Below are 22786 nucleotides of genomic sequence, written 5' to 3' on the forward strand. Positions count from 1 at the left end.
TTTGCAAATTAGAAATCTGTATCTATTTTTGCACTCCGTTTTCGCCTCCTTAGCTCAGCTGGTAGAGCAACTGACTTGTAATCAGTAGGTCGCTGGTTCGATTCCGGCAGGGGGCTCTTGAAAATCAGCCAGTTACATGAAAGTGTGACTGGCTTTTTTGTTTTCGGCGTGTTTCCGGCGTGTTTTTTTGAATGTCCATTTTAACAAAAGGTTGAACCTAAAATCTTAGACCACACTAACACTGCTAATCAATTGTTTGCGATAGGTGGTGAGTGGCAAAGTAACAAAACGTAAGGGCTTATTATTTTCAGTGTTAAGTTTACCTAATCCAATATTTATTAGATAAGAGGGAATTGATGGTTTAAACGGATCAAAGAACTTCATTTGAGAAACTTAGTATACTATGCTGTGGCTATAAAACCTTCTTAAGTTACCTTTTTGACTGGCTGCCAATGTCAAGCAAAATAGTCTAACTAAAACCTTAACAGATATTAGTTCAAATAAATTGGAAGAAATTGGAGATTTATTTTATCTTTAGTAGCTGTGAAATCTCGCGTGCAGTGAAAGATATCCACGCTATTTAAGAAGTCTTGATTTGTATGCACATTGTCTTTAGTATGCGTAGAGGATAAATTATGAGTGTAGGCTAAACAGAGGTAATACTTAAATTGATGTCAGAAAATAAGTTCAAATTCAAAATTCCAACATCGAATAATGAAACTATTATTGTTCCTCTTAATGAAGGGAATGCATTATTTGTATTAGGTGCTAATGGCGTGGGAAAATCGACATTAATGCACAATCTTTTTATTCAAAATCGAAATCACGCTAAGCGCATTCTTGCCCATAGGCAAACGTGGTTTACAGATAATGCAATGAACATGACTGCTTCTCAAAAAAAAGAGACAGAGAACCGAATAAAAGCGACTGACTCTCAAGCAGACTCAAGATGGAAAGACGGGTATTCACAGGCAAGAACTTCACTTTCAATTTTTGATCTTATTAATTCTGAAAACATCAGAGCGAGAAATATTGCCTCAGCAGTCGATAGGAATAATATTGAACTAGCTAAGAGGCACTCAGAAAGTCAAGCACCTATTAAGGCGATTAATGAATTACTAGCTTTATCAAATATACCAATTACAATTACTCTTGGCAGAGATGAGCAATTGTTTGCGTCAAAAAATGGAAGTGCTCAATATAGTATTGCGGAGCTATCTGACGGTGAAAGGAACGCATTGCTTATCAGCGCAGATGTTTTGACCGCAGAGCCTAATTCGCTAATAATTTTAGATGAGCCAGAGCGTCATTTGCACAGATCAATTATCTCACCTTTGCTCACAACGCTATTTAAAAAAAGAGACGATTGTGTTTTTGTTATTTCAACTCATGATGTCAATTTGTCAATTGATCATCCAGAATCAAGTGTTCTAATGATTAGGAGTTGCCAGTGGAGCGGTAGCAACATCAAAGATTGGGATGTTGATTTGATTTCCTCAAATGATCAAATCCCTGAGACTATAAAAAGAGATATCTTAGGCTCAAAGCGCGAGATTCTTTTTGTAGAGGGAGAGTCACTAAGTTTAGATAGACAAATTTACCAATTGATCTTCCCAAGCGTGACAGTTATTCCTCAAGGAAATTGCAGTCAGGTTGAGAGAGCTGTTGAGGGAATTAAAGCAACTGAAAAGATTCATTGGATTAGTCCTTATGGACTAGTAGACTCTGACGATAGAACAGAAGAACAAATTCAAAATCTCAGATCAAAAGGGATAGCTGCACTACCATTTTACTCAGTTGAGTCGCTCTATTATCATTTGGATGTTATAAAACGAGTTGCTTCACGGTTATCTTCTGTTACTGGTGTAAATAGTTCTAGTCTATTTGATGATGCTACCAAAAATATTGTTAGAGATATATCATTGCATAGAGAGCGGCTTTGCTCACGACTTTGTGAAAAGCGAATAAGAGACACTATTATGTCTTCTCTACCAAAGCATCAAGATATTCAAAGCAAAAATAATTTCAATTTAGTAATTGACGTTTCTTCAGTTCTTGAAAAAGAATTGACTCATTTTGATAAACTTATAACGGATCAAAACCTACTTGGATTAATATCTCGATATCCAGTTAGAGAGACCCCTGTTCTAACTAATATTTTAAAAGGCCTTAGGCTTACAAAAGACGATTATGAAGGGACGGTCAGAAAGCTTATTGTTGATGATCCTGAAACTATGGGATTATTTAAAGTAATACTAAAACCATTAACAGACTTGATTGAAAGATAATATTATTAGTATAATTTTTTTAGTTTAATAGAACCATTTGACTTTGTTTTTTTAGCAAACATTTGACATGGTGGATATTACAACTTTTTATGAGGATACAAGAAGCAAATGAAAATCTTTAAAGTACAAATTAAAAACTACAGGTTGCTTAAAGATTTTTCAATGGACTTGGGAAAAGAGCTTTCCTTAGTAGTTGGAAAAAATAATACTGGTAAAACCTCGGTTCTGTCGGTTCTCGATAAGTTTTTGGGACACTCAGAAAAAAATAAATTCACATTTGATGATCTAAATATTGATTTCAAGAAAACTCTTAAGGAGATAATTGAAGCAGAAGAAGCTATATCCGAAGATGACTATAAAGGATTAGGAATAAAGCTTAGATTATTTATAGATTACACAGAGACGGACAATCTGTCTAATATAAGCAGGGTGATGATGGATTTAGACCCTGATAACAATGTGGTGGTACTGGGCTTTGATTATACTTTAAACTATACTGAGTACACTAAACTTAGAAATGATTATCTGGCATTTAGCACGAAAGAAAAAAAGAAAGAACAAGATAAACCTGGCTACATCCCACGGAACGTAATTGATTTCCTAAAGTCAAACCATTCAACCTATTTTAAAATAGGTAAACATTCACTGGCTTATGATCCTAACACTAAGCAAGCTAATGAGGAAACATCCATTGATCTTGATAAGGAAAAAATAAGTATTTCAGACATTATCAATTTTAAATACATCAGTGCAAAAAGAGATGTTGCCAATAAGGATGCAGATAAAACTCTTTCAGGACAAACCTCCGAAATATATCGTAGCACTGTTAAAGGGGACGAAGAAAATCAAGCTGTTGAAGAGTTTAAGGATAAACTAAGTGAAACGGATAGTGATTTAAGCGGCATATACCGAACGCTTTTTTCTGATATTATTCAGAAAGTGAAAGATTTTGGTGGTATAAAGATCAACGAATCTGAGATTGAGATTATTTCAACACTTCAACACAGGGAACTCCTCGAAGGAAACACAACAGTAGTCTACAAACATGATGCGGAAAATCAGCTTCCTGAGCATTACAACGGATTAGGCTATATGAATCTCATCAGCATGATCTTTGAAATTGAGATTCTTGTTAATGAATTTAAGCGTGAGAAGGACAAAAAACCAGCAGATATTAATCTGCTGTTTATTGAAGAACCGGAAGCCCATACCCATCCCCAAATGCAATATGTTTTTATCAAGAATATAAAGAAAATACTTAGTGAAGGAATTAAACTGGAAGATGATGAGAACAGGGGATTGCAATACGTTATCAGCACACACTCGGCCTGCATTGTAGCGGATAGTGATTTTGATGACATTAAGTACCTGAAAAAGGACAAGCATAAGGGAATAATTGCAAGGAATCTGAAAGACCTTAAGGATGAATATGACTCAGAAACAGAACAGTACCAGTTCCTGAAACAATATCTTACCATTAACAGGGCGGAAATATTTTTTGCGGACAAGGCAATTTTGATTGAGGGAGATACCGAACGAATTCTTGTTCCAACTATTATGCGGAAGGTAGATATTGAAGAGGAAAGAAGATTAGCCGCAGTTGGGGAAAAGGATGAATACTTACCTTTGCTTTCTCAGAACATTTCTGTAATTGAAGTCGGAGCTTATTCTCAGATATTTGAGAGATTCATTGATTTTTTGGGAATTAAGGCGCTCATTATTACTGACCTTGATGCTGTTAATGGTGACGGTAAAAAATGTGATGTCACAACAGGTGTGGCTTACAGTAATGAAGCAATTAAATTTTTCTTCAATAACCCTTCGCTAGCTGACCTTAAAGGCTTTACGATTGCCAATAAGCTATTCAATAAGGTTGCAGGTGCTTGGACAAACCAAGTTCATGGTCAGCTTAGCGTTGTTTATCAAACGGAGGAGAACGGTTACAATGCAAGAAGTTTTGAGGACGCATTTATTCATATAAACAAGACGTACTTAAACGACAACAAGGCCAGCTTTAAAGGTCTTCAAAATAGAGAGCTTTTTGAAAACGGAACTGGTGCATACGACTTGGCAGAAAGGTGCATAAAGAAAAAAACTCACTTCGCTTTGGATATCTTGTACCATAGCAATACTGATTTCAGTAATTGGCAAATTCCGGCTTATATCAAAGAAGGTTTACTATGGTTGAAGAAAGACTGACATTAGAGCCGGAAGTGCAGGAAATATTCCATTGCATTGATAGCAAGCGCAACTTCTTGCTAAGCGGAGGCGCTGGAAGTGGTAAGACCTATTCTTTGGTTCAGGTTATACGTCAAGTTATTGCTGAAAATCCTACGACTAAGGTTGCATGCATGACCTATACAAATGCAGCCGTTAAAGAAATTGAAGAACGAGTTAATCACAATAATCTAAATGTTTCCACAATCCACGACTTTTTGTGGGACAATATCAAACATTTTCAAAAGGAACTAAAGGCTGCCATCATTGCTTTATCGAATGATGAAAATGCTAAACTATCCATTGATGGAGATAGCTTTATACAGGAAAATTATTTTGAAGACCTTGAAGAGCCTATTCAGTATAAGGAATATTTAAAACTTAAAGAGGGCATTATTTCCCATGACGAATTGTTGCTTGTAGCAAACCATCTTTTTGATAAGCATCCTAAACTCAGTACTATTGTTAAAGACAAATACCGTTTTATTTTTATTGACGAGTATCAGGATACAAATACAGCAGTAGTAGATATTTTCCTCAATCATTTCAGAAAAAGTGAAAAGAAAAACCTTGTGGGTTTCTTTGGAGATGCAATGCAATCTATTTATGATGATGGTATTGGTAATCTAGATCAATATAAAGGGGATACAGCAGATACAGTAAAAGAAATCAAGAAAAACCAAAATAGAAGAAGCCCCAAAAAAATAATTGATCTGGCAAATAGACTAAGAACTGACGGTATAACACAGGAACCATCAATTGATGTAAAAGCACCTAATATGGTGGCTGGTCATGTGAAGGAGGGAAATATTCTGTTCATTCATTCAGCAAATGAAGATGTTTCTGTTGTGAAGCAATACTTAGCTGAAAATTGCGGATGGAATTTTGATAATACAGAGGAAACAAAGGAACTGAACCTAACACATAATCTTATTGCTGATAAAGCAGGTTTCCGTACACTGATGAATATTTATGACAGCGATCCGATAATTGGGTTAAAGAACGATGTTTTACGCAAGATAAAAGACGATAAGAAAAACAACAGTCCTGAAATTGAAATATCTGAAAACGACAGCTTTGATAACGTTGTAGATAAATTTCAGTTGAAGAATAGACAACGAAAACTCAAGAAAGACATATTACTTCAAGATCCGATAAGTGCGGAACTATATAACCAATTAAAGGACAAACCCTTTTCAGAAGTAAGAAAAATTTATTTATCCAAGGATGCTTTAATTGATGATAAAAAACAAAATATTGATGATGAAAATAAAAAGGGCTCAAAACGTGATAATTTAATTAAGCATCTTTTTAAAATTCAAAATAATATCATGCTATACCGAAATGGCAGATACAACGAATTTTTGCGTGCAACTGACTACAAAGACAAAATTGTTAGTATTGCAGCTAAAAGAAGCTTGAAGGAAAATATTGAGAGTCTAATCAATGTAGGAGATAAAACGATTGAGGAAGTGATCGCTGATGCTCATCAAAAAGGAATTTGTGAAATAGATGATTATTTGAAAGATTTTAAAACTAATAAAGAGTATTTGTACAATCGGGTAAAGGACGTGAAATTTAGTGAGTTTCAAAAGTTATACGCTTATCTGGAAGGGAAAACACCATTTTCAACTCAGCATAAGACAAAAGGAACCGAGTTCAACAACGTTCTCGTCATTTTGGATAATGGTGGCTGGAATAACTACAATTTTGAAAACCTGTTTTTAAATACGGGCTCAACAAGTGTTCTTGCGAGAACACAAAAGATTTTTTATGTATGTTGTACTCGGGCTAAAGAAAACTTGGCTGTCTTTTATCATAATCCAAGCCAACAAGTTGTAGATAGAGCAAATGAATGGTTCGGGATAGATAACGTTCTTTCCATCTCCTGAAACAACTGAAAAAAACACTGGATAGCAATAGTTGATTTTAATAGGCGTTATTCATTGATGAATTTAGAACAAAAGCATTCTGCGTAAGTTATAACTTAGATTCAATGGAGGATTGAAAAATGATTCTATCAGATGCTTTTGTTCGATTGCCAGAATTACTTGAACTTATCCCAATCGGAAAGACCACGTGGTGGCAAGGAGTAAAGAATAAGCGTTATCCGCAGCCTATTAAACTTGGCCCAAGAATAACGGTCTGGCGTAAGTCAGACATCCAAAGATTCTTGGATAACCCTGAGCATTGGCAGCAGTAATTATATTAAACACCCCCGTCCTGGGGGTGTTTTTTTTATTGGACTTGTTGCGATTAAAGTAATATGATGTGTTGGTGCGTTAGTTCAACTAAGGCCAATTGAATTCAGTGAATTTGGGGGCATGGATCGGGACATGAAGCAAACTTGCCGAATCGAATGACTAACCTTTGCAAGTGTTTCTTCAGTAAGTTCGAATCTCTTCGTCTCCGCCATTATGACATTCGATTTTGTTCGTTGACGTTCATTATCGAATGCAGATTTCCCTGATTTTCATTGTGTTTTTGTTGTAAAAGCGCGCCCGTTTCGCACGGTGTGCCGTCCTTTTTAGACCCCGAAAATAGGGGCACATTTGGGGGCACACTTTTGTAAGCGAAGTGGCCATGCCCCCAAATTGCAATTAAGTCATTGAGGAGATTGCTAAATGAAGCTTACAAATCTTGCCTGTAAAAATGCAAAGCCTAGCAATAAGCCTTTCAAAATATCGGACGGTGCAGGTCTGTACCTAGAGGTGTTTCCGAATGGTCGAAAACACTGGCGGTTCAAATACCGATTCAACAACAAAGAGAATCGAGTTGCCTTTGGATTGTATCCAGAGGTTACGCTTGAAAATGCGCGTGAGATTGCCATGAACGAACGCAAGCGGATGAAATCCGGCATTGATCCCTCTCTGCACCGCAAGGAGATTAAACGCAATTCAGCTTTGCAATCCGCTCAGACGTTTGAGTTAGTGGCCAGAGAGTGGCATGCTCAACGTTGCCATAGATGGAGTACCAGCCATGCTAAAACAACACTGTATCGACTTCAGCATGATGTATTCCCTGCCATCGGGTACGTACCTATTAAACAATTAAAAGCACCTGATGTCCTTTCGTGTGTTCGTAAGATTGAAGAAAGAGGGGCGCATGAGGTTGCAAAACGATCACTTCAAATCTGTGGTCAGATTTTGCGCTATGCAGTGCAGACCGGACGCATCGAGCATAATTTTTCCTATGACCTACGGGGGGCTTTAATCGGCCACCGGACTGTTTCCTTTGCCTCAATTAAAGTCGATGAGTTACCAGAATTGATTAAGACAATAGAACAGAATAAGTCGCGATTGTTTCGACAAACTGTTTTGGCCATTAAACTCATGATGTTAACATTCGTTAGAACAAGTGAATTGATTAACGCGAAATGGGACGAAGTAAATATTGATAACAGAGTGTGGATTATTCCTGAAAGCCGCATGAAAATGCGGAGAGACCATATTGTACCGTTATCTAAGCAATCAATAACCATTCTTGAAGAATTGAAGTTTTTCAACAGTCCGAATGGCTACATCTTTCCGAGTATTCACAGGCCACGAAAGTCAATAAGCAATAATACGATCTTGAAAGCTCTTGATAGGCTTGGCTACAAGGGCAAAATGACGGGACATGGTTTCCGTTCGCTTGCCATGACCGCAATTAAGGAAAGGCTTGGCTATCGGCATGAGGTTATAGATCGTCAGCTTGCGCATGCACCAACAAACAAAGTTGATCGTGCATATGACAGAGCTGAGTTTCTTGAAGACAGAAAGCGGATGATGCAAGAGTGGGCTGATTACCTGGATAAAATCCATTAAAACCACGTATCTTAAAGTATAAATTTTAAGGAGTGTTTTAAATGAAAAATAGCATGAATCAAGAGTACAGGTCTCATCATGTATTCGAACAATTATCATTATACTCGGAATTCTATAAAGACCTCTCATACCAAATTATGAGTTGGCAATCGCAGGGCACTCTAGCAATTTTAAATTTGGATACATATGTGTATTCATCTATGCATGGTACTATTGAATCAATTAAAAATATACTCAGTACGGGCAGGATAAATGATGCTTATGCTCTTTTAAGAAAGTACTATGATTCTACGATTATCAACGTTTATACCAATTTGTATTTAGAAGATAATTTTAGCATTCAAAATTTTGTTGTTACTAAGATAGATAACTGGCTTAAGGGTAAAGAGAAAATTCCTGAATATCGAGTTATGTCTCAGTATATCCAAAATTCGCAAAAACTAAGTGCAATTAGATCGTTACTACATGTAGATGATCAGTATAAAAATATTCGTGAGCGGTGTAATGAGCATACACATTATAATTATTACCGAACAATTCTTTTGAATGACAATGAAGTCTACATGTCGCAAGAACGTATCGAGGCGCTCAAAACTTTTAGTGCTGATATTGAGGATATTTTCATCCAACATCTATCATATATATTTTATCTGAAGGAAAATTATATGATGGCAAGTGATTACATTGACTCGCTTGATGTTGGTCTAAAGCCAGATGATGCTTCATTATATTACGTTGCGCCATTTATTCAGGAAATATTTGATGTAGTTATAAAGAAAAAGAGAATGGATATTTTTGAAGAGATTAAACGTAAAACGGGCATGATGCTTGAGTAATTAATTATCAATCTTGCGTCCCCCTGCGGGCCGGGCTTTACGTTCCAAGTCCGGCCAACGCACAATGCCAACGCGCTTCGGGCTTTCCACTTCAATCCCTGGCCGTTGCGGGTCATATCAGCATGTTCAGTTTCTGAGTGATGGAATGGTTTAGCCAGTGTTATTACCTGTTACGCTCATTTAACCAATCAACAATTTTCGCCTTGCCTTGCAATTCCCCGCTAAGAACAAAATTCTTGGTGGCGCATTCGCTTGTCTAACAGGTTTGCGATCACTGTCACCATCACAAACAGAAAGGACGTGACATGATTTTAATGACCTCTGAACAACGGCAACAAATGTTGGAAAACGGAAAGCCTGAAAACTTTGGCAAAGATCACATACCTGTTATAAAACTATTCTTGCCAGGCACGGCTTGTACGTGGTTATTGACGGAACTCAATCCAGAAGAACCAACGATTGCTTTTGGTCTCTGCGATCTAGGCATGGGGTTTCCCGAACTTGGTTATGTTGATCTCGATGAACTCAACAGCATTCGCGTTCGTAACCTGTTTCGCGTTGAACGTGATTTGCAGTTCAAATCAAAACATCCAATCAGTGTCTATGCCAAAGCCGCACGAAGAGAGAGTGCGATTACGGAAGATAGCGCGATACTAAATCGTTGTCTGACTCCAGATTGATCTTACGACAAAGCCCCGCCAATTGTGCGGGGCTTTTCACTTCGATTCGGATAATGAATTCTTACTAAGGTGAATCCCATCGTATGTATTGCAGACATAGCCGGATACGGAGACACATACAATTGTAATGACACTGCATGCCATCGCATTCTTTGACATTAACAAAATTTCATTTTGGTTGACACTTTATTGCTCATGCACGTATCAACACGCCCCATGTTTATGAGAAATGACCAACACGGTTTTTCTCAGGGCATATCATTCATCACAACATGGAGTGTTACATGAACGTCAAAAAGGAACGGCCGGAATTACTCGACCGTAGAGAAGCAGCCGCCTATCTCAGGGTATCGCCCGGGACGTTGGCTGTATGGGATTGTACGAAGCGTTACGATCTCAAGCCCATCAAAGTAGGCCGTGCCGTGCGTTATGCGCGTCACCACCTCGATGAGTTTTTAGAGGCCGGATTACGTCCCTAAAAAAAGAGGAGAAAGTTGTTCAAGAACTTTCCCCTCTCGAATTATCAATCCAACCATCCATTAAAAATCTGCGCTAACAGGAGCTTTCAATGAACATTGAACAGGCTAAGACCGTACCATTAACTGAAATTCTAAACAAGCTTGGCGTTAAACACCAACGCAAGACAGATACTGAATCCTGGTATCTATCTCCCTTGCGGGATGAGACAACAGCAAGCTTTAAGGTTACGCATACCAAGAATATCTGGTATGATTTCGGTGAAGGCATAGGCGGAGATATTATCCGTTTTGCAACGACTTATCTGGAGAGGCAAGGGGAGTCCTGTACGGTTTCTGATGCTTTGCGCTGGATCGGAAATCTAAGCGGAGATATTCCACGCATTGTTCCGGTAGAAACACACGATGATGTGCAGCAAGAACCGAAGCTCAAGTTTCTGAGCAAGAAAGATATCGAGCATCCGGCCTTAGAGAAATACCTCGAAAGCCGTGGCATACGGGTGGATGTTGCCAAACATTATCTGCAACAAGTGCGTGTGAAAAACAAAGAAACAGGAAAGACCTTCTTTGCCCTTGGCCTATTGAATGAAGAGAATGGTTACGAGCTGCGCAATAATTTTTTCAAAGGTTGTGCGGGTAAGAAGGCCATCAGTGTTGTTCGAGGACGTAACCCCAACCAACAAGGGATTCACATATTTGAGGGCTTCATGGATTTCCTATCAGTCGTGACCGAGCTGCCAGACGGCAAGCTTGATCATGATGCCATTGTTCTCAACTCGCTTTCCTGTCTGGGTCAGGCTTCGGCTTATATTCACAGGTTTGGCTATGCAAACTTGTGGACATGGATGGATAATGACGTAGCAGGGGAGAAAGCAAAGGCCAACATTGAAGCTTTTGTGGCGAATGAGCCAGGACTTGTCCATCGCCCTATGAACGACACCTACAAAGGCTTTAAGGATGTGAATGACTGGCATGTTCACAACCTCAAGCCGCGCCTGGAGTAATCTTCATGGAGCAGAGCATTGAACAGCTATTTAACATAGCAGAGGTTGATCTCGTCTATCGCAGCAAAGTCAAAGCAGCCGATAGACCCCGTGTGACCACATCACGGGAATGCTATGCCATCCTGAAACAGGCATGGGATTGGAACAAGATCGACTTGTTGGAGCAGTTCAAAATCGTGCTACTCGATAGACGCAATTCCTGTATAGGTATTGCCGATATTGGAACAGGGGGTGTGACGGGTTGTGTTGCTGATCCAAAGATCATGTTCGCAATCGCCCTTAAGGCACGTGCTACAAGCCTTATATTGGCGCACAACCATCCATCAGGTGCGTTAGTACCAAGTCAGGCAGACATCGACTTAACGCGTAAAATGGCGCAAGGAGGGAAGTATCTTGATATCGGGGTTGTTGATCATGTGATCATGACCTCAGAAAGCTATTACTCATTTGCCGATGAAGGTCTGATACCCTAGGAAAGCCAAGGCCACTGCTATACAAACGCAGTGGCCTTTTTCCCCGGCTAATAGGTTTATCTAAGATCAGTATAACACTTTAAATACAGTATAATTAATCTTTGCTTTCATACGGGTCAAAGTAGGGTAAATATATGCTTACGGGCGCTCTTTGAAGGCCAGAGGCGTTGGGATTGCTGTCAATCAATTCTGTAAGGCCGCCAAGAATTGCTTCTTTAAACTTGGAACGATCAAGGAATGGTGCACTCAAGGAAGGTGACAGGCCTCCGTGTGGCGTGTAGTTAACAAATACTGTTCCTCCAGCATCAATACGTATTTCTTTTGGAGCATCCAGTTTTTCCAAGCTGCCATAAGCTCCTTTTTTCTGATTGTAGTGTAACATTTTTGCACCCTCATAAAAGGTAATAATCACAGATAATGGCTTTACTGGTCCAGCTTCTAGAATTTCGGCATGGGTTGTTCCATCAGAAGATTTCCATTTTTCTATAACAGTGTCATCCAAAAAAATGTCAGTATCAGATAAGTATGTTATTTCAGCATTGGGTGTCATAAATGTTCCCGTTGTAGGGCTAACTTCAACAAGTACCCGTTCTCCTTCTGAATCAATAAATTCAAAGCTAATGTCCTCTAGGGAGTTAGAAGGACTTGTGTGTATGGATATATGTTCAAGAACTCCCGACATTTCAGATGGGAATTTAGGAAGTGGTTCATCATTATTGCAACTTGATATTGCAAGCACTCCCAACAGGACGGAAAATGTAGATGATAGTTTCATAGGATTTTTTATTTGATTTCGAATAGCGTACAACCATTGGCATCACATGGGACTTTGAATGTTCCCTCCCAAGTTTTTGCACCACTGGCACTATTGCAATAGGCCTCATAGCGAAATGTCCTGCCAATAGCTAGTCCATACTTCGCATAGCTTTGATCACCACCTTCACAATTATTTGGTTCAAAGAATGTGCGTATCACTTTATTACTTGCTGATTGATCGCGCTTATTGCCATTCTCGTCATAAATATCAACTGTGATAACGGAGGTACAGCCTGACGTTTCACGAATCCAAAAAGTGTAGTAGTGATTTGGGATTACGCCACCAAGATTTTCACAACCTGTTTCCTCTTCTTCGCAGGAAAAGATTATACCAAAGCAGATGATTAAAAGCAGAGAAGTAATTTTAGAATTCATATAGAGTAGGGTTAACGAATAAACATTGATGACGGAATCATTTTATCGTATTCGGGTGTAGCTCCACCCGAAAAGCCAAATCGTGCACTACCCAAGACCCAACCCCTCTTAGCTTTAATTAAGTGGCCAATTTTCAGTGCCCCAGTATTCTCTTTGTAGGTAAAGAAAATACGATTGCTGCTTTGATTTAATTCATCAACATATTCACCTGATGCTCTGCTAAAGGTGACATCTTTCCATTCGGCTATACCGTCAGCCAATCCTTTATTGTAAGCATTGACCAAACGCTTTTGAATGCGAGAACGGTCTAGGTATTCAATTGCGCTTTGAACGTCTTTTTCCAATTCCTCAGGGGTTGTTTTATCATCTGGTTTCAAAGCATTTTCAGCTTCGTAATGAGATCGAAAATCATCGGGCGTTGCCACCATACTCATAAAGGTTGCTGTATCATTCGCCTGAAAAGCCCGAAACATTGATTCCAGAGTACTTTGCGCAGTTGTGAGGTCAACCTCTGATTTTCCAAAGCCGCCATTACCAGAGCCGGAGCATGATGCAATAAAAATTGAAAGAACAAGGGTCGAAGCCATGACCCAAAAGCGGCCATGATTCAAGCGCGGCCACGCGAAGAAGTGGGAGTTTTGTAATACTGACATGTTTAAAAGTTTGAGTTGTAAATAGTTTAGAACCCTACGAGCGCCAGGGAATACAAATATAAAAATTTATCTTATATGATGTACTCTTTTAAGAAGTAACATTTAGGTAAAAGGATACCCAACTTGGGTGCTGTGAAAGAAGAAGAAATACTGTCTATTCTGCTTGAAAAAGTAGGTAAAAAGCTTGAGGATTTGCGAAAAAAGCAAGGTTATACAAGTCATGAGACTTTTGCCTACGACAATGAATTACCAAGAGTGCAGTATTGGCGGATAGAAAAAGGGAAGACCAACGTTACCCTTAAAAGCCTAGTGAAGATACTTGCAATCCATAAGCTGACCGTTGAGGAGTTTTTCGCTGATCTACTAAAAGAGAAGAAGGCAACAAAAAAGTAAAGACCTACGCTTGGTTTTCTCATGAAAAGCTACTTTTTTTGATAAGACAGTTAAGCAAGAAGCCCAATTGCTTGACCCAATTTAATCTAAATCATGAGGTCAATTCTCGTACTCATTGCATTTTTATGGGCTATTAATATTGCTTACGGACAGTCACCATCCGCCTCTATTCCTAATCCGTCACTTCCAACTTTTTCAGCTCCTGCAATTCAGAATCCTCAATACAACAGACTACTTTCAACACAGGAAATTCAGAAGCGAAATATGCACATGATCGAACAAGACATGCGCAATCATGAGTTGGATGAAAAACAAAAGCAAGATGCCTTAAACCAAGCCTATAAGGAGTTAGGTATTGATGAAGAAACAGATAGTAAGCTGGCTTCTAAGATTAGTCATTCATATGCAGTCAATAAAGCATTCGGTTTTAGACATTTTGAAAAAGCCTTCGAAGAAATAAGTGGTATGATAGAGGGTAAAATACCCTATAACCTGAAACGTGCCGTATTTCTCACTGAACATGCTTATGACACAACGCTTAACTACGAACGGTTTGAAAGGCAGATAGCCAAACTGGTGTCAATCATTCAGCTTGAGATGATGCAACAAAATATTTCTCCTAATGACAATCTGGGGAAAATAATGGCAGCATTTCGGTTTATGGCAGACACCTTAAGGGTAAAGAATCCAGTACTTGAAAAAACAATAACAACTTACCCTAAGACTTACGACTTTGAGGATTTTTATGGGATGCAGGACTACCATAAAATGTTTGTCAGTAAGCTAATCAAGACAGGGAAGGGGCAGTGTCATTCTCTTCCCTTGCTATTTCTCATACTATGTCAGGAAATCAATGCAAAGGCCTACCTCTCGTTTTCTCCCGAACATTGCTATATTAAGTTTAAAGATGATAAAGGGAATTTGAATAATATAGAATTGACGAACCAGATGTTCACAACGGATCAGTTTGTTCTTCAGTCAGGATATATAACATCAGCTGCAATAAAGAGCAGGATATATATGGATACCCTTGGATTAGATAGAATAATAAATTTCACTCTAAATGACCTCACAAATAGCTATGTGAAGAAATACGGGTACGATGATTTTGTGCTTAAATGCTCTAAACGCGTACTGGCTTATGACTCTAAAAGTATTCATGCCTATATGCACATCGCAAATTATTACAATGTATTAGGACATAAAGTTGAGACACAATACAACCGATTAAACATACCACGAGTGTATTATTTTTCTGAGGATCAAAAATTCAGGGAGATCATAAAAAACGCAATTGATTACGGCAAAACGATTGATAATTTAGGATTTGCTCAAATGCCTCCTGAGATGTATCAAAAATGGTTAGGCTCTTTGAAGAGCGAAAGTATGAAGCAACAGCATTTAGAAAGAAGAAAGATTTTATCATCAATGACTGAGTTTTAGTTTATGAGATGTATTGCATTATTTACTTTAGTCATGTTGAATTTTACGTTCGCATATTCTCAGTCAAATGATAATCGTAAGGAATTGTTTGAAGAGGCTTACAATGAGTTGGAGGGAATGCTTAAAGGAACTGAAAAGCTAAGTTTTAAGCGAGCAGTTTTTGTAACGGAAAATGCCTACTTAGGTGGTAGACTTGATTATGAAACTTTCAATTTCCGAATTGCAGAATATGCAGATTTATGCACAAAGATTTCACAGCAACACCAACTTCTTTATAAAGAGAGTGATCTTAAAACGGTTGAGAAATACGCATCGGTTTTTAGATTCATGACTGATACTGTTTATTATTTGGTGGATGATTCTGCTTATTTTAAAACGACACCTTTTCAATACGACTTTGATGATTTTTGGGGTGATAAGAATTGGACAAAAATGTTCGTTACGAAGTTACTTGATACTAATTTAGGGAACTGTCATTCACTTCCATTTCTGTATAAGATACTTTGCGAGGAGTTAGGAGCTAATGCCTATTTGGCAATGGCTCCTAACCACACATACATTAAACTGTATTCTAAAAAGACTGGGTGGTTTAACACAGAGCTTACGAGTGCCTATTTTCCGATTGATGCTTGGATTATGGCGTCTGGTTATATTCATTTGAGTGCCATACAAAATGGAATTTACATGGATACGCTTAGTCAAAAACAGTCCATTTCCGTTACCGTTATTGATCTAGCAAAGGGGTATGAAAGAAAGTTTCCAAACGATATTGATTTTATCGAAAAATGTGCAGACCTAGCTTTGGAGTATTATCCGTTTTACACGAATGCACTTCTTCTTAAAGCTGAGATTTTTAAAAAGCGATTTGAAGCCATCATGAAGAAAGAAAACTTGAGTTATCCTTCTCAAGCATTAAGTATTCCAGAGGCAAGAACGCTTTTCAATGAAATGGAAAAGCGATACTATCATATCCATACAATAGGGTATAGGATGATGCCAAAAGAAATGTACATATCATGGTTAGGTGAGTTGAAAATGCAGAGAGATAGGTATGCCAATAAGGAATTGATGATGAATTTAAAATCAACAAATTAGTAAATGAAGACCATAGCATTTTTAATCTGTCTATTCTTCCAAATTTCTACCATCTGTGCTCAACAGCCATTCGAGAAATATGGGTATAAAGTAAAAGTTGCAACTCTGAGTAATGGAAAATTTGTGGAGACTTTTGATCAGGATACATTAGCCCAAATTGGTAGTGTTGTAATAAATAGGCGAACTGGTAAAATTGTTTCTTTTGTAACTTATGATACGACTTATTCAGAGGCAACGCTTCAGCCAGAGCTTATCAGTAGATGGATGTCACCTGATCCATTGGCTGATTTTCGATGGTCGGTTACACCATATAATTTTGTTCAGAATAATCCAGTTAGCAGAATAGATCCCGATGGATTGCTGGATGATTATGCTATGGATACTGAGACAGGAAATATCCAACTAATTAAAAAGACTGATGATAAGCATGATAAGCTAGTAGATGCTAAGGATAATACTACTGTAATCGCAGATAAAGTGGATAAAGGATTACTGAAAGATGGACAAAACATAAAGGAGAATGGTCTTGAAACGAGTAATGTAAAGGGTGGATTAAAATTAGTAGTGAATATTTCAATGTATACTAACGAAGAAGTTTCTGGCGCAGTATATAAAAACGGTGATGATAAGTTTTTAAGTGTACAGCCTTATAAAGGGCAAACACTCCAAAAGGATAAGGCCGGAAATGTTGTTGGAATGAATTCGGGATCATCGATATTTGATTCAAAAAAAACTTTTACTTCTGCGGACGGATCTTTTACTGGTGAGATTTCTTCTTACTTTCATACTCATCCTGGTCATCCACAAGGACCAACCTTAGGTTTCCCTAAACCCTCAGATACTGATGAAATTAATGCAATTGATAATAAGGTTTTAAAGAAGATTGATATTACTTATTTTATTTACGCAAAGTATAGAACGACATATGGAGGAGCTACATCAAACACTGGTATGTACAAAGTCAAATCCGACAATTCAAAAATAATTTGGAGGCTATCAGATAAATCATGGGACGATGAAGAATAAAATGATTTTAGGTATGAAAAAAAATGAATGGTTTATTGCTTTAGTTGTTTTTTTAGTTTGTGGTATTATAGCATGTTCAAGTAGTACTGAATCACAAGCATTGACGAAATCTAAAAAGTTTCGTGTAACAGAATTAGAGGTAGAGCAATTATTGAAGCTATTTGATGTTCAATTAAATTCTGAATCCAACTTTCATATTTTCTATTCTGAGTATCTAAATGATAGCTCTGCAATACTTCGAGTTTATTTCAGTAATCACCTTGCTAATGAAAAGCTTGGTGTATGTGATGCATTTAGATTTGAGCAGAGTCATATTTTTCTTTATGACTCTATCAACTGCAAAGTTGACATGCCAGATAGCTTGACAACTTCAAACACTAATGCGCCATTTATGAACGATGCGCTATTTTGGCAAGTGCTCGCTAAGCGAAGAGGTGGGGATATGCAATATTTCAGAATTAGCTCTTTTGAAAGTTATGATGATGAAGAGGATTTAGATTTTGAGGATGATCTGATTCACTAAATATATCATTTGCTCGCTATTATTGTTAACATGGCATGAGTTTTCCTTTGGCCAGGAATCTCCATATAAAATTGAGAAATTAGAAAAAGTCAAAAGCTACTACGTTATTTATGCTAGTAAGAATGATACCACTTTCAAGATTATTTCCAAACGAGAACCAGTCAGTAATTGCAATAAAATTAAAAGAAGCAATAGCTACAATCTTAAATTTAGTGAAGTGATACTTCAAGGTGGTTCTCAAGTAAAGTGTTTTAACTTTCCCGATACGACGGTTATCTGCAAGGATGACGATTTCGGTTTATATGTGGCGACTAACTTAAGGGGCTTGTGTCTTGTGGAATAGCTACCAAACTTAGAAGTCTGTATATAGGATGCATATGCTCAATTTTGAATTTTGCTTTATGATCATGTAAAAAGAAACCTTGCTTAATAGCTATGAAAAGAAAGAGAATAGTTGAATCAGAAGTTATTTCAAAAGTTATAAATAATTTCGTGATACCAGTTATCGTTGTTAGTTATGCTTCTTACTTAGTTAGCAGGATTAACAACCTATTAATTTATGATTATATAATAGCTGTATTGGTTATTATTTTATCAGTTCTGATTATAGCTTATCAAAAAGCCTTAGATCGCTGGTATGAAAGATTGATTCTGAATAGCCGAAATATAAACTCAGGTGTCGTTTTAGACTTTATAAAAATTACTGTTGAATATTTAGATGATAAGGGGAAACGGGTATCTATTCGGAGACATGATTTTGTTTCGAACTTCATATCGACAGAAGCAGACATTCGACCTGTTGAGTTAAAATCCGATGGGAAAATATCAAATGTGTCTACGATTCATTGTAACTATAGATTTTCCAATAACAGTTTTTTGAAGTTTTTTTATGATAAGAGACAGAGAAAAAATGGAAATGATTTGCATGTGTATTGTTCTTGTATAATAGAAGACGGCTTTATAAATGACACAAAAGAGTACTGGATTATTAAAGGGATTAATTATTGCAAATTTTATAGATTAGAAATAGTAATTCCTGATAGAGAAGTTAAAGGAGTAGATATGTTTTGGAGAGAGAAGGACGATGAACTGGAGGCTCATGAAAATGATCGCTCAGAAGTTCTAGAAAGAGAGAATAAAAGACCATGGCAACGGGTCGTAGATAGCAGGATCTTACTTACCCAAGCTTGCGGTAGATCAATAATATACACTTACGTACCTTCTCTTTTGCCAACAGAAGAATTCAAGCTTGAATGGGAGCTAGGCAAAAGTATAGCATGATCGTTAGACCTGCTGAGATAGTAAGTTATATCTATAGGGTATTTATGAAGTAGTGCCGCCGCCGAGTTTCATTTTATTCACCATGGTTTGGTCGTCGTTGATAGACATAGAAATACACTTAGCATTTTGAGAAGTCAAGTCTAAAAAGTAATGTATCATTTCACGCCAATATAAGCTCATAAGTTCAATTTTCATAATCTTTTACTATTTAATATTAATACAATTGTGAAGCCAAAAGTCACCGATTTTCTGCCAAAATCTCTGAAATTCTAGCTTTTTCGCCATTTATAGCTGTATATCGTGGATCTTGCTTTCGAAGGGTTTTGGCTGTTTGACCTGTCAGACTGACAAATAGTTCCTGAAGTCCATGTCCTTTTATAGTTATCTGGTGGGTTGTGAACGTTAAAAAAAGAGTAGTGGTTTCCCCCGCTTCAGTTATTTCCCCAGACACCAGATAAGCGTAGTTTAGGAAAAGTTCCCGTCCGTCAGGCCATGCGAATGTGACCATACGCGCGTTTCCTGGCATATCGTAAAATGCGTGTTCAGTTTCATTGGTTACGGTCTCTTTCTGCCCAATGTCATTATTCCGCAGCTCTTCATACTTATCTTTATATTTCTGGCTCATAGGTATCTCTCTTTAGGGTTGGTATGTTTTCTATTGATTTTTGTTTCGGTGTACTGGGGGTATTGTGGTTCATTGCTTCGCGGCTAAGGCGTTCGGCTATATCGCGCGTTAGGTCTTTTCGGCTGGTGAGTTCAATGGCCGATTGTCGGTCGCCAATTTCATTTGCGTATTCCATCAAGGCTTGTTTGTCGTCCGTGTAGATATGGGCTTTGTCACGACCACGTGAAACGGATACATAAAACTGTTTTAGGTCGGTTGCAGGAAACGTGCCGGAGGGTTGCGAAATAAAAACCTCATCTACTGTTTTTCCTTGTGAAGCATGTGACGTGATACAATGCGCATGCGCGATATGTCCGTAATCAGGTGGCAGTATGTAATCAATTTTACTAATCGGGTTGCGGACTTTTATATTTCCTTTTTTAGTGACAGATAGAACCTCTACGATTTGGCCGTTATTCAACCGTCTTTCGTTCGTATCAAAACCGTTTCGTGTTACGCGAATTTTATCACCCTTCGATAAGTTTATTGTCGATTTCTGATAGACTTCGAAATTCTTGTGATCATTGATGGAGAGGGATGATATTTCAGCTTGGTCATTTAGTATTTCCAGATAGTGTCCTTTTACTTGCTTAACCGCCCAGGCAGTGCCGCGCTTGATGCCTTTCATGTTTTGCGTCATGTAAAGGATGTGATCTTGTTTGTAATTGCGCGGATCTTCCTTCTCCGCCTTGGTCATGTTTAGATTGATATAGCGCGGTAGTGTCACTTCTTTCTTGCCGATCATTTTTTCAGTGCGGAGCTTGGTACGGATAGCATCCGTCACCGCATCACCTTGTTTATGCGTGGGCGAGATAATCAGTGCCGACTTGCCTTTCTTGATTGTTGCAAAATAATCCTCCACCAATGTATCATTCGGTTTTAGTGGATCGATTGTCTTGATCGCGTTGATGGCTTCGAGTTTTTCAAAGGCTTGTTTGATCTTGCCATCGGACAGGGCTTGCACCGCTTCGCGATACTCAACATTCTTTTGCCGATAGATGCGGCTCACTTCAGCCGACTTAATGCCGGCCACGGTGTTGAGTATGCGCAACGCATCACCCCGAATAACACTTGCATGTTGACGCGTGTCACCGCTTAAAATCAGACGCGCATTTTTCTGAGTTGCAAGGTCGAGCAGGGCGGTCATATCTTTTGTGCCGAGCAAGCCAGCTTCATCAACCCATAGCACTTGACCAGTGAGATTTTTTTGAAGTTCCTTGTCATGCAAGAGATGGGCAACGGTAGTTGCGTCCTTAAACCCTTCTTCGCGTAACACACCACGCGAAGCCTGAGAGGTGGGGGCGACAAGCGTGACATGCTTGTTAACCTTTTCCATAAGTGACACGGCCTCTTTCATTAACGTGGTCTTGCCTGTTCCCGCACGACCTCGGATGATCGACACACGATTGGGGGTCATGAGCACATGACGCACCGCCTCAAACTGTTCCCCCTTTAGACCAATAGAGGGTTCGTTGAGGTACAAAGGCCGTAGCTTGCCCTTGCCTTGGTTGGCTAGGTCAACCATGCGCTTTTCTTCTGCCAGCACTGCACGGGTCGTAGAAACGGTTCTGGAGCCCTCCTGTATATGGATTAGCCGTTGGTCGGCCTCGAAGGCCTTGGTGATGTCGTCAAGGGCTACAGGCGAGCCTAGGGCGTGGCGATAGCCTGTCTCTAGGATACGTCTATCCTGCATGACAGAGGCACGTTCAAACCGATGGTCGAGTGCATGATTAACACATTGCTCCGGTGTTAACGAATCTGGTTCACGTGCTTTGTTAAAGCGGACGATATGATCAGGGCTATTAAGACCCGCTTGTTTGATCTGGTCTTTCCAATGGTCTTTGAGTTCGGACATGGTAAAGCCCTTCACCTTCTTCGCGCGTGTGCGCGCTCCGAGCGCATCAAGCTCTTTGGCATCGGTGATGCCTTTCTCTTTTGCCACGCGTCCGATTTCATCGGTGCGCTTGGAAAACATATCGATCACGTTTTGCGGTACACCATCGATTTCAAAAAACTTATCGGTCTTGCGCACGTGGTAACCAAGTTCCACTAATCGATCCGCAAGGCGTTTGTGAAACCGCGCTTCGTAATACGGCATGTCACGCTTGATATCACCAAACTGACCTGCCTTGAATTGTTGTTCCTTTTGATCCCATGTCGCATTGAACACAAAACAATGCGCGTGAAGATGCGGGTCGGGAACAGCAGCATCAACGGGACGTGCCGTTTGATGGACGAACTCCGCCCACACGAGTTCGCCTGTTTCGCGGTCGGCATATTGCCCACCTTTGCGAATGCGTGTTTTGCTATCGCGTTCAATGTCGTGCATTGTTTCCTGTACTGCCGTTTGAAACGCGCTCAGGATATGATCGTCTTTGGACAATGCATGCAGAACAGAAACAGATTTGGGACAGTGAAAATTAATATCATAACCAACGCGTCTTTGATCAATCGTGCGTGGTGTAAGAGGTTCGTTCGTTAACGGGTTGATATTTTCACACAAGGCATAGAAGGTCTCTTTGTCCGCTTCAGGCGTTAATCCCAGACGCGCAGCAACGCGCCCCTGAAACCGACCGGGCAGTTCCTGATCATTCAGGTAATAGTCCGATTTCAGGAGAGCGTCATTAAAGTAGGCCTTTGCATGGCCTGCGGATGTGCTTTGTATCATGCGTATCATGGCGCATGGGGTTATAGGTCAGAATCACAAAACTGCGGGTCAAAAAGTGCATGCATTAGA

The 22786-nt window shown here is 39.0% G+C and carries 22 protein-coding genes and 1 tRNA gene; 17 read left to right on the forward strand and 6 right to left on the reverse strand.

The window, feature by feature from the left end; all coding sequences use genetic code 11:
• Positions 1–43: 43 nt before the first annotated feature.
• Positions 44–116 (forward strand) — tRNA-Thr (locus tag SanaruYs_RS00125).
• 109 nt (positions 117–225) lie between these two features.
• Here SanaruYs_RS00125 and SanaruYs_RS20035 read toward each other — a convergent pair.
• Complete coding sequence (locus SanaruYs_RS20035) at positions 226–384, reverse strand: hypothetical protein (protein ID WP_160118550.1); 159 nt, start codon at positions 382–384, stop codon at positions 226–228.
• A 287-nt stretch (positions 385–671) separates the two neighbouring features.
• On the opposite strand from SanaruYs_RS20035, the gene SanaruYs_RS00130 reads away from it, so the two are divergent.
• The 10 genes from SanaruYs_RS00130 (at position 672) to SanaruYs_RS00175 (ending at position 11780) form a co-directional block, all read left to right on the forward strand.
• Positions 672–2288 (forward strand): DUF4435 domain-containing protein, encoded by a 1617-nt coding sequence (locus SanaruYs_RS00130; protein WP_127120483.1) that lies wholly within the window; start codon positions 672–674, stop codon positions 2286–2288.
• A 108-nt stretch (positions 2289–2396) separates the two neighbouring features.
• Positions 2397–4487: an ATP-dependent nuclease gene (locus tag SanaruYs_RS00135; RefSeq protein WP_127120484.1), complete on the forward strand. Its 2091-nt coding sequence runs from the start codon at positions 2397–2399 to the stop codon at positions 4485–4487.
• Positions 4469–6397: an ATP-dependent helicase gene (locus SanaruYs_RS00140; RefSeq protein ID WP_127120485.1), complete on the forward strand. Its 1929-nt coding sequence runs from the start codon at positions 4469–4471 to the stop codon at positions 6395–6397. Before SanaruYs_RS00135 ends, SanaruYs_RS00140 begins: the two co-directional genes overlap by 19 nt.
• A gap of 119 nt (positions 6398–6516) precedes the next feature.
• Positions 6517–6708 (forward strand): helix-turn-helix transcriptional regulator, encoded by a 192-nt coding sequence (locus tag SanaruYs_RS00145; RefSeq protein ID WP_127120486.1) that lies wholly within the window; start codon positions 6517–6519, stop codon positions 6706–6708.
• Positions 6709–7129: 421 nt separating this feature from the next.
• Positions 7130–8311 carry a tyrosine-type recombinase/integrase gene (locus tag SanaruYs_RS00150; protein WP_127120487.1) on the forward strand — a complete coding sequence of 394 codons (1182 nt, stop codon included), beginning with the start codon at positions 7130–7132 and terminating at the stop codon, positions 8309–8311.
• Positions 8312–8448: 137 nt separating this feature from the next.
• Positions 8449–9147, forward strand: coding sequence for a hypothetical protein (locus SanaruYs_RS00155; RefSeq protein ID WP_218022336.1), 699 nt, complete (start codon positions 8449–8451; stop codon positions 9145–9147).
• Positions 9148–9452: 305 nt separating this feature from the next.
• Positions 9453–9827, forward strand: a complete 375-nt coding sequence (locus tag SanaruYs_RS00160) for a DUF2958 domain-containing protein (RefSeq protein ID WP_127120489.1) — start codon at positions 9453–9455, stop codon at positions 9825–9827.
• Between the two features lie 284 nt (positions 9828–10111).
• Positions 10112–10306 carry a helix-turn-helix domain-containing protein gene (locus SanaruYs_RS00165; RefSeq protein ID WP_174842755.1) on the forward strand — a complete coding sequence of 65 codons (195 nt, stop codon included), beginning with the start codon at positions 10112–10114 and terminating at the stop codon, positions 10304–10306.
• An 89-nt stretch (positions 10307–10395) separates the two neighbouring features.
• Complete coding sequence (locus SanaruYs_RS00170) at positions 10396–11307, forward strand: DUF8464 domain-containing protein (RefSeq protein WP_127120491.1); 912 nt, start codon at positions 10396–10398, stop codon at positions 11305–11307.
• A 5-nt stretch (positions 11308–11312) separates the two neighbouring features.
• Positions 11313–11780 (forward strand): JAB domain-containing protein, encoded by a 468-nt coding sequence (locus SanaruYs_RS00175; RefSeq protein WP_127120492.1) that lies wholly within the window; start codon positions 11313–11315, stop codon positions 11778–11780.
• A 94-nt stretch (positions 11781–11874) separates the two neighbouring features.
• On the opposite strand, the gene SanaruYs_RS00180 is transcribed toward SanaruYs_RS00175, so the two are convergent.
• Genes SanaruYs_RS00180 through SanaruYs_RS00190 form a run of 3 tightly spaced genes read right to left on the reverse strand, consistent with a single transcriptional unit; the run spans position 11875 to position 13624 of the window.
• Complete coding sequence (locus SanaruYs_RS00180; protein ID WP_127120493.1) at positions 11875–12555, reverse strand: hypothetical protein; 681 nt, start codon at positions 12553–12555, stop codon at positions 11875–11877.
• An 8-nt stretch (positions 12556–12563) separates the two neighbouring features.
• Entirely contained in the window at positions 12564–12971 is a 408-nt protein-coding gene (locus SanaruYs_RS00185) for a hypothetical protein (protein ID WP_127120494.1), read from the reverse strand.
• An 11-nt stretch (positions 12972–12982) separates the two neighbouring features.
• Positions 12983–13624 carry a hypothetical protein gene (locus SanaruYs_RS00190; RefSeq protein WP_127120495.1) on the reverse strand — a complete coding sequence of 214 codons (642 nt, stop codon included), beginning with the start codon at positions 13622–13624 and terminating at the stop codon, positions 12983–12985.
• Between the two features lie 132 nt (positions 13625–13756).
• Between SanaruYs_RS00190 and SanaruYs_RS00195 the strand changes: the two genes are divergently transcribed.
• The 6 genes from SanaruYs_RS00195 to SanaruYs_RS00220 all read left to right on the forward strand — a co-directional run bounded on the left by SanaruYs_RS00195 (position 13757) and on the right by SanaruYs_RS00220 (position 19385).
• Positions 13757–14017 (forward strand): helix-turn-helix domain-containing protein, encoded by a 261-nt coding sequence (locus SanaruYs_RS00195; protein ID WP_127120496.1) that lies wholly within the window; start codon positions 13757–13759, stop codon positions 14015–14017.
• 93 nt (positions 14018–14110) lie between these two features.
• On the forward strand, positions 14111–15460 hold the full coding sequence (locus tag SanaruYs_RS00200; RefSeq protein ID WP_127120497.1) for a hypothetical protein: 1350 nt from the start codon (positions 14111–14113) through the stop codon (positions 15458–15460).
• Positions 15461–15493: 33 nt separating this feature from the next.
• Positions 15494–16555: a hypothetical protein gene (locus tag SanaruYs_RS00205; RefSeq protein WP_127120498.1), complete on the forward strand. Its 1062-nt coding sequence runs from the start codon at positions 15494–15496 to the stop codon at positions 16553–16555.
• Between the two features lie 3 nt (positions 16556–16558).
• Positions 16559–17581, forward strand: coding sequence for an RHS repeat-associated core domain-containing protein (locus SanaruYs_RS00210; RefSeq protein WP_127120499.1), 1023 nt, complete (start codon positions 16559–16561; stop codon positions 17579–17581).
• Positions 17571–18104, forward strand: coding sequence for a hypothetical protein (locus SanaruYs_RS00215; RefSeq protein ID WP_127120500.1), 534 nt, complete (start codon positions 17571–17573; stop codon positions 18102–18104). The genes SanaruYs_RS00210 and SanaruYs_RS00215 overlap by 11 nt, the downstream gene beginning before the upstream one ends.
• 435 nt (positions 18105–18539) lie before the next feature.
• On the forward strand, positions 18540–19385 hold the full coding sequence (locus SanaruYs_RS00220) for a hypothetical protein (RefSeq protein ID WP_127120501.1): 846 nt from the start codon (positions 18540–18542) through the stop codon (positions 19383–19385).
• Between the two features lie 238 nt (positions 19386–19623).
• On the opposite strand, the gene SanaruYs_RS00225 is transcribed toward SanaruYs_RS00220, so the two are convergent.
• Positions 19624–20010, reverse strand: coding sequence for a hypothetical protein (locus SanaruYs_RS00225; protein ID WP_127120502.1), 387 nt, complete (start codon positions 20008–20010; stop codon positions 19624–19626).
• Entirely contained in the window at positions 19994–22726 is a 2733-nt protein-coding gene (gene mobF, locus SanaruYs_RS00230; protein ID WP_246011798.1) for a MobF family relaxase, read from the reverse strand. The genes SanaruYs_RS00225 and mobF overlap by 17 nt, the downstream gene beginning before the upstream one ends.
• Positions 22727–22786: the final 60 nt, after the last annotated feature.

It is taken from the genome of Chryseotalea sanaruensis (genome assembly GCF_003990915.1).
GTDB lineage: Bacteria > Bacteroidota > Bacteroidia > Cytophagales > Cyclobacteriaceae > Chryseotalea > Chryseotalea sanaruensis.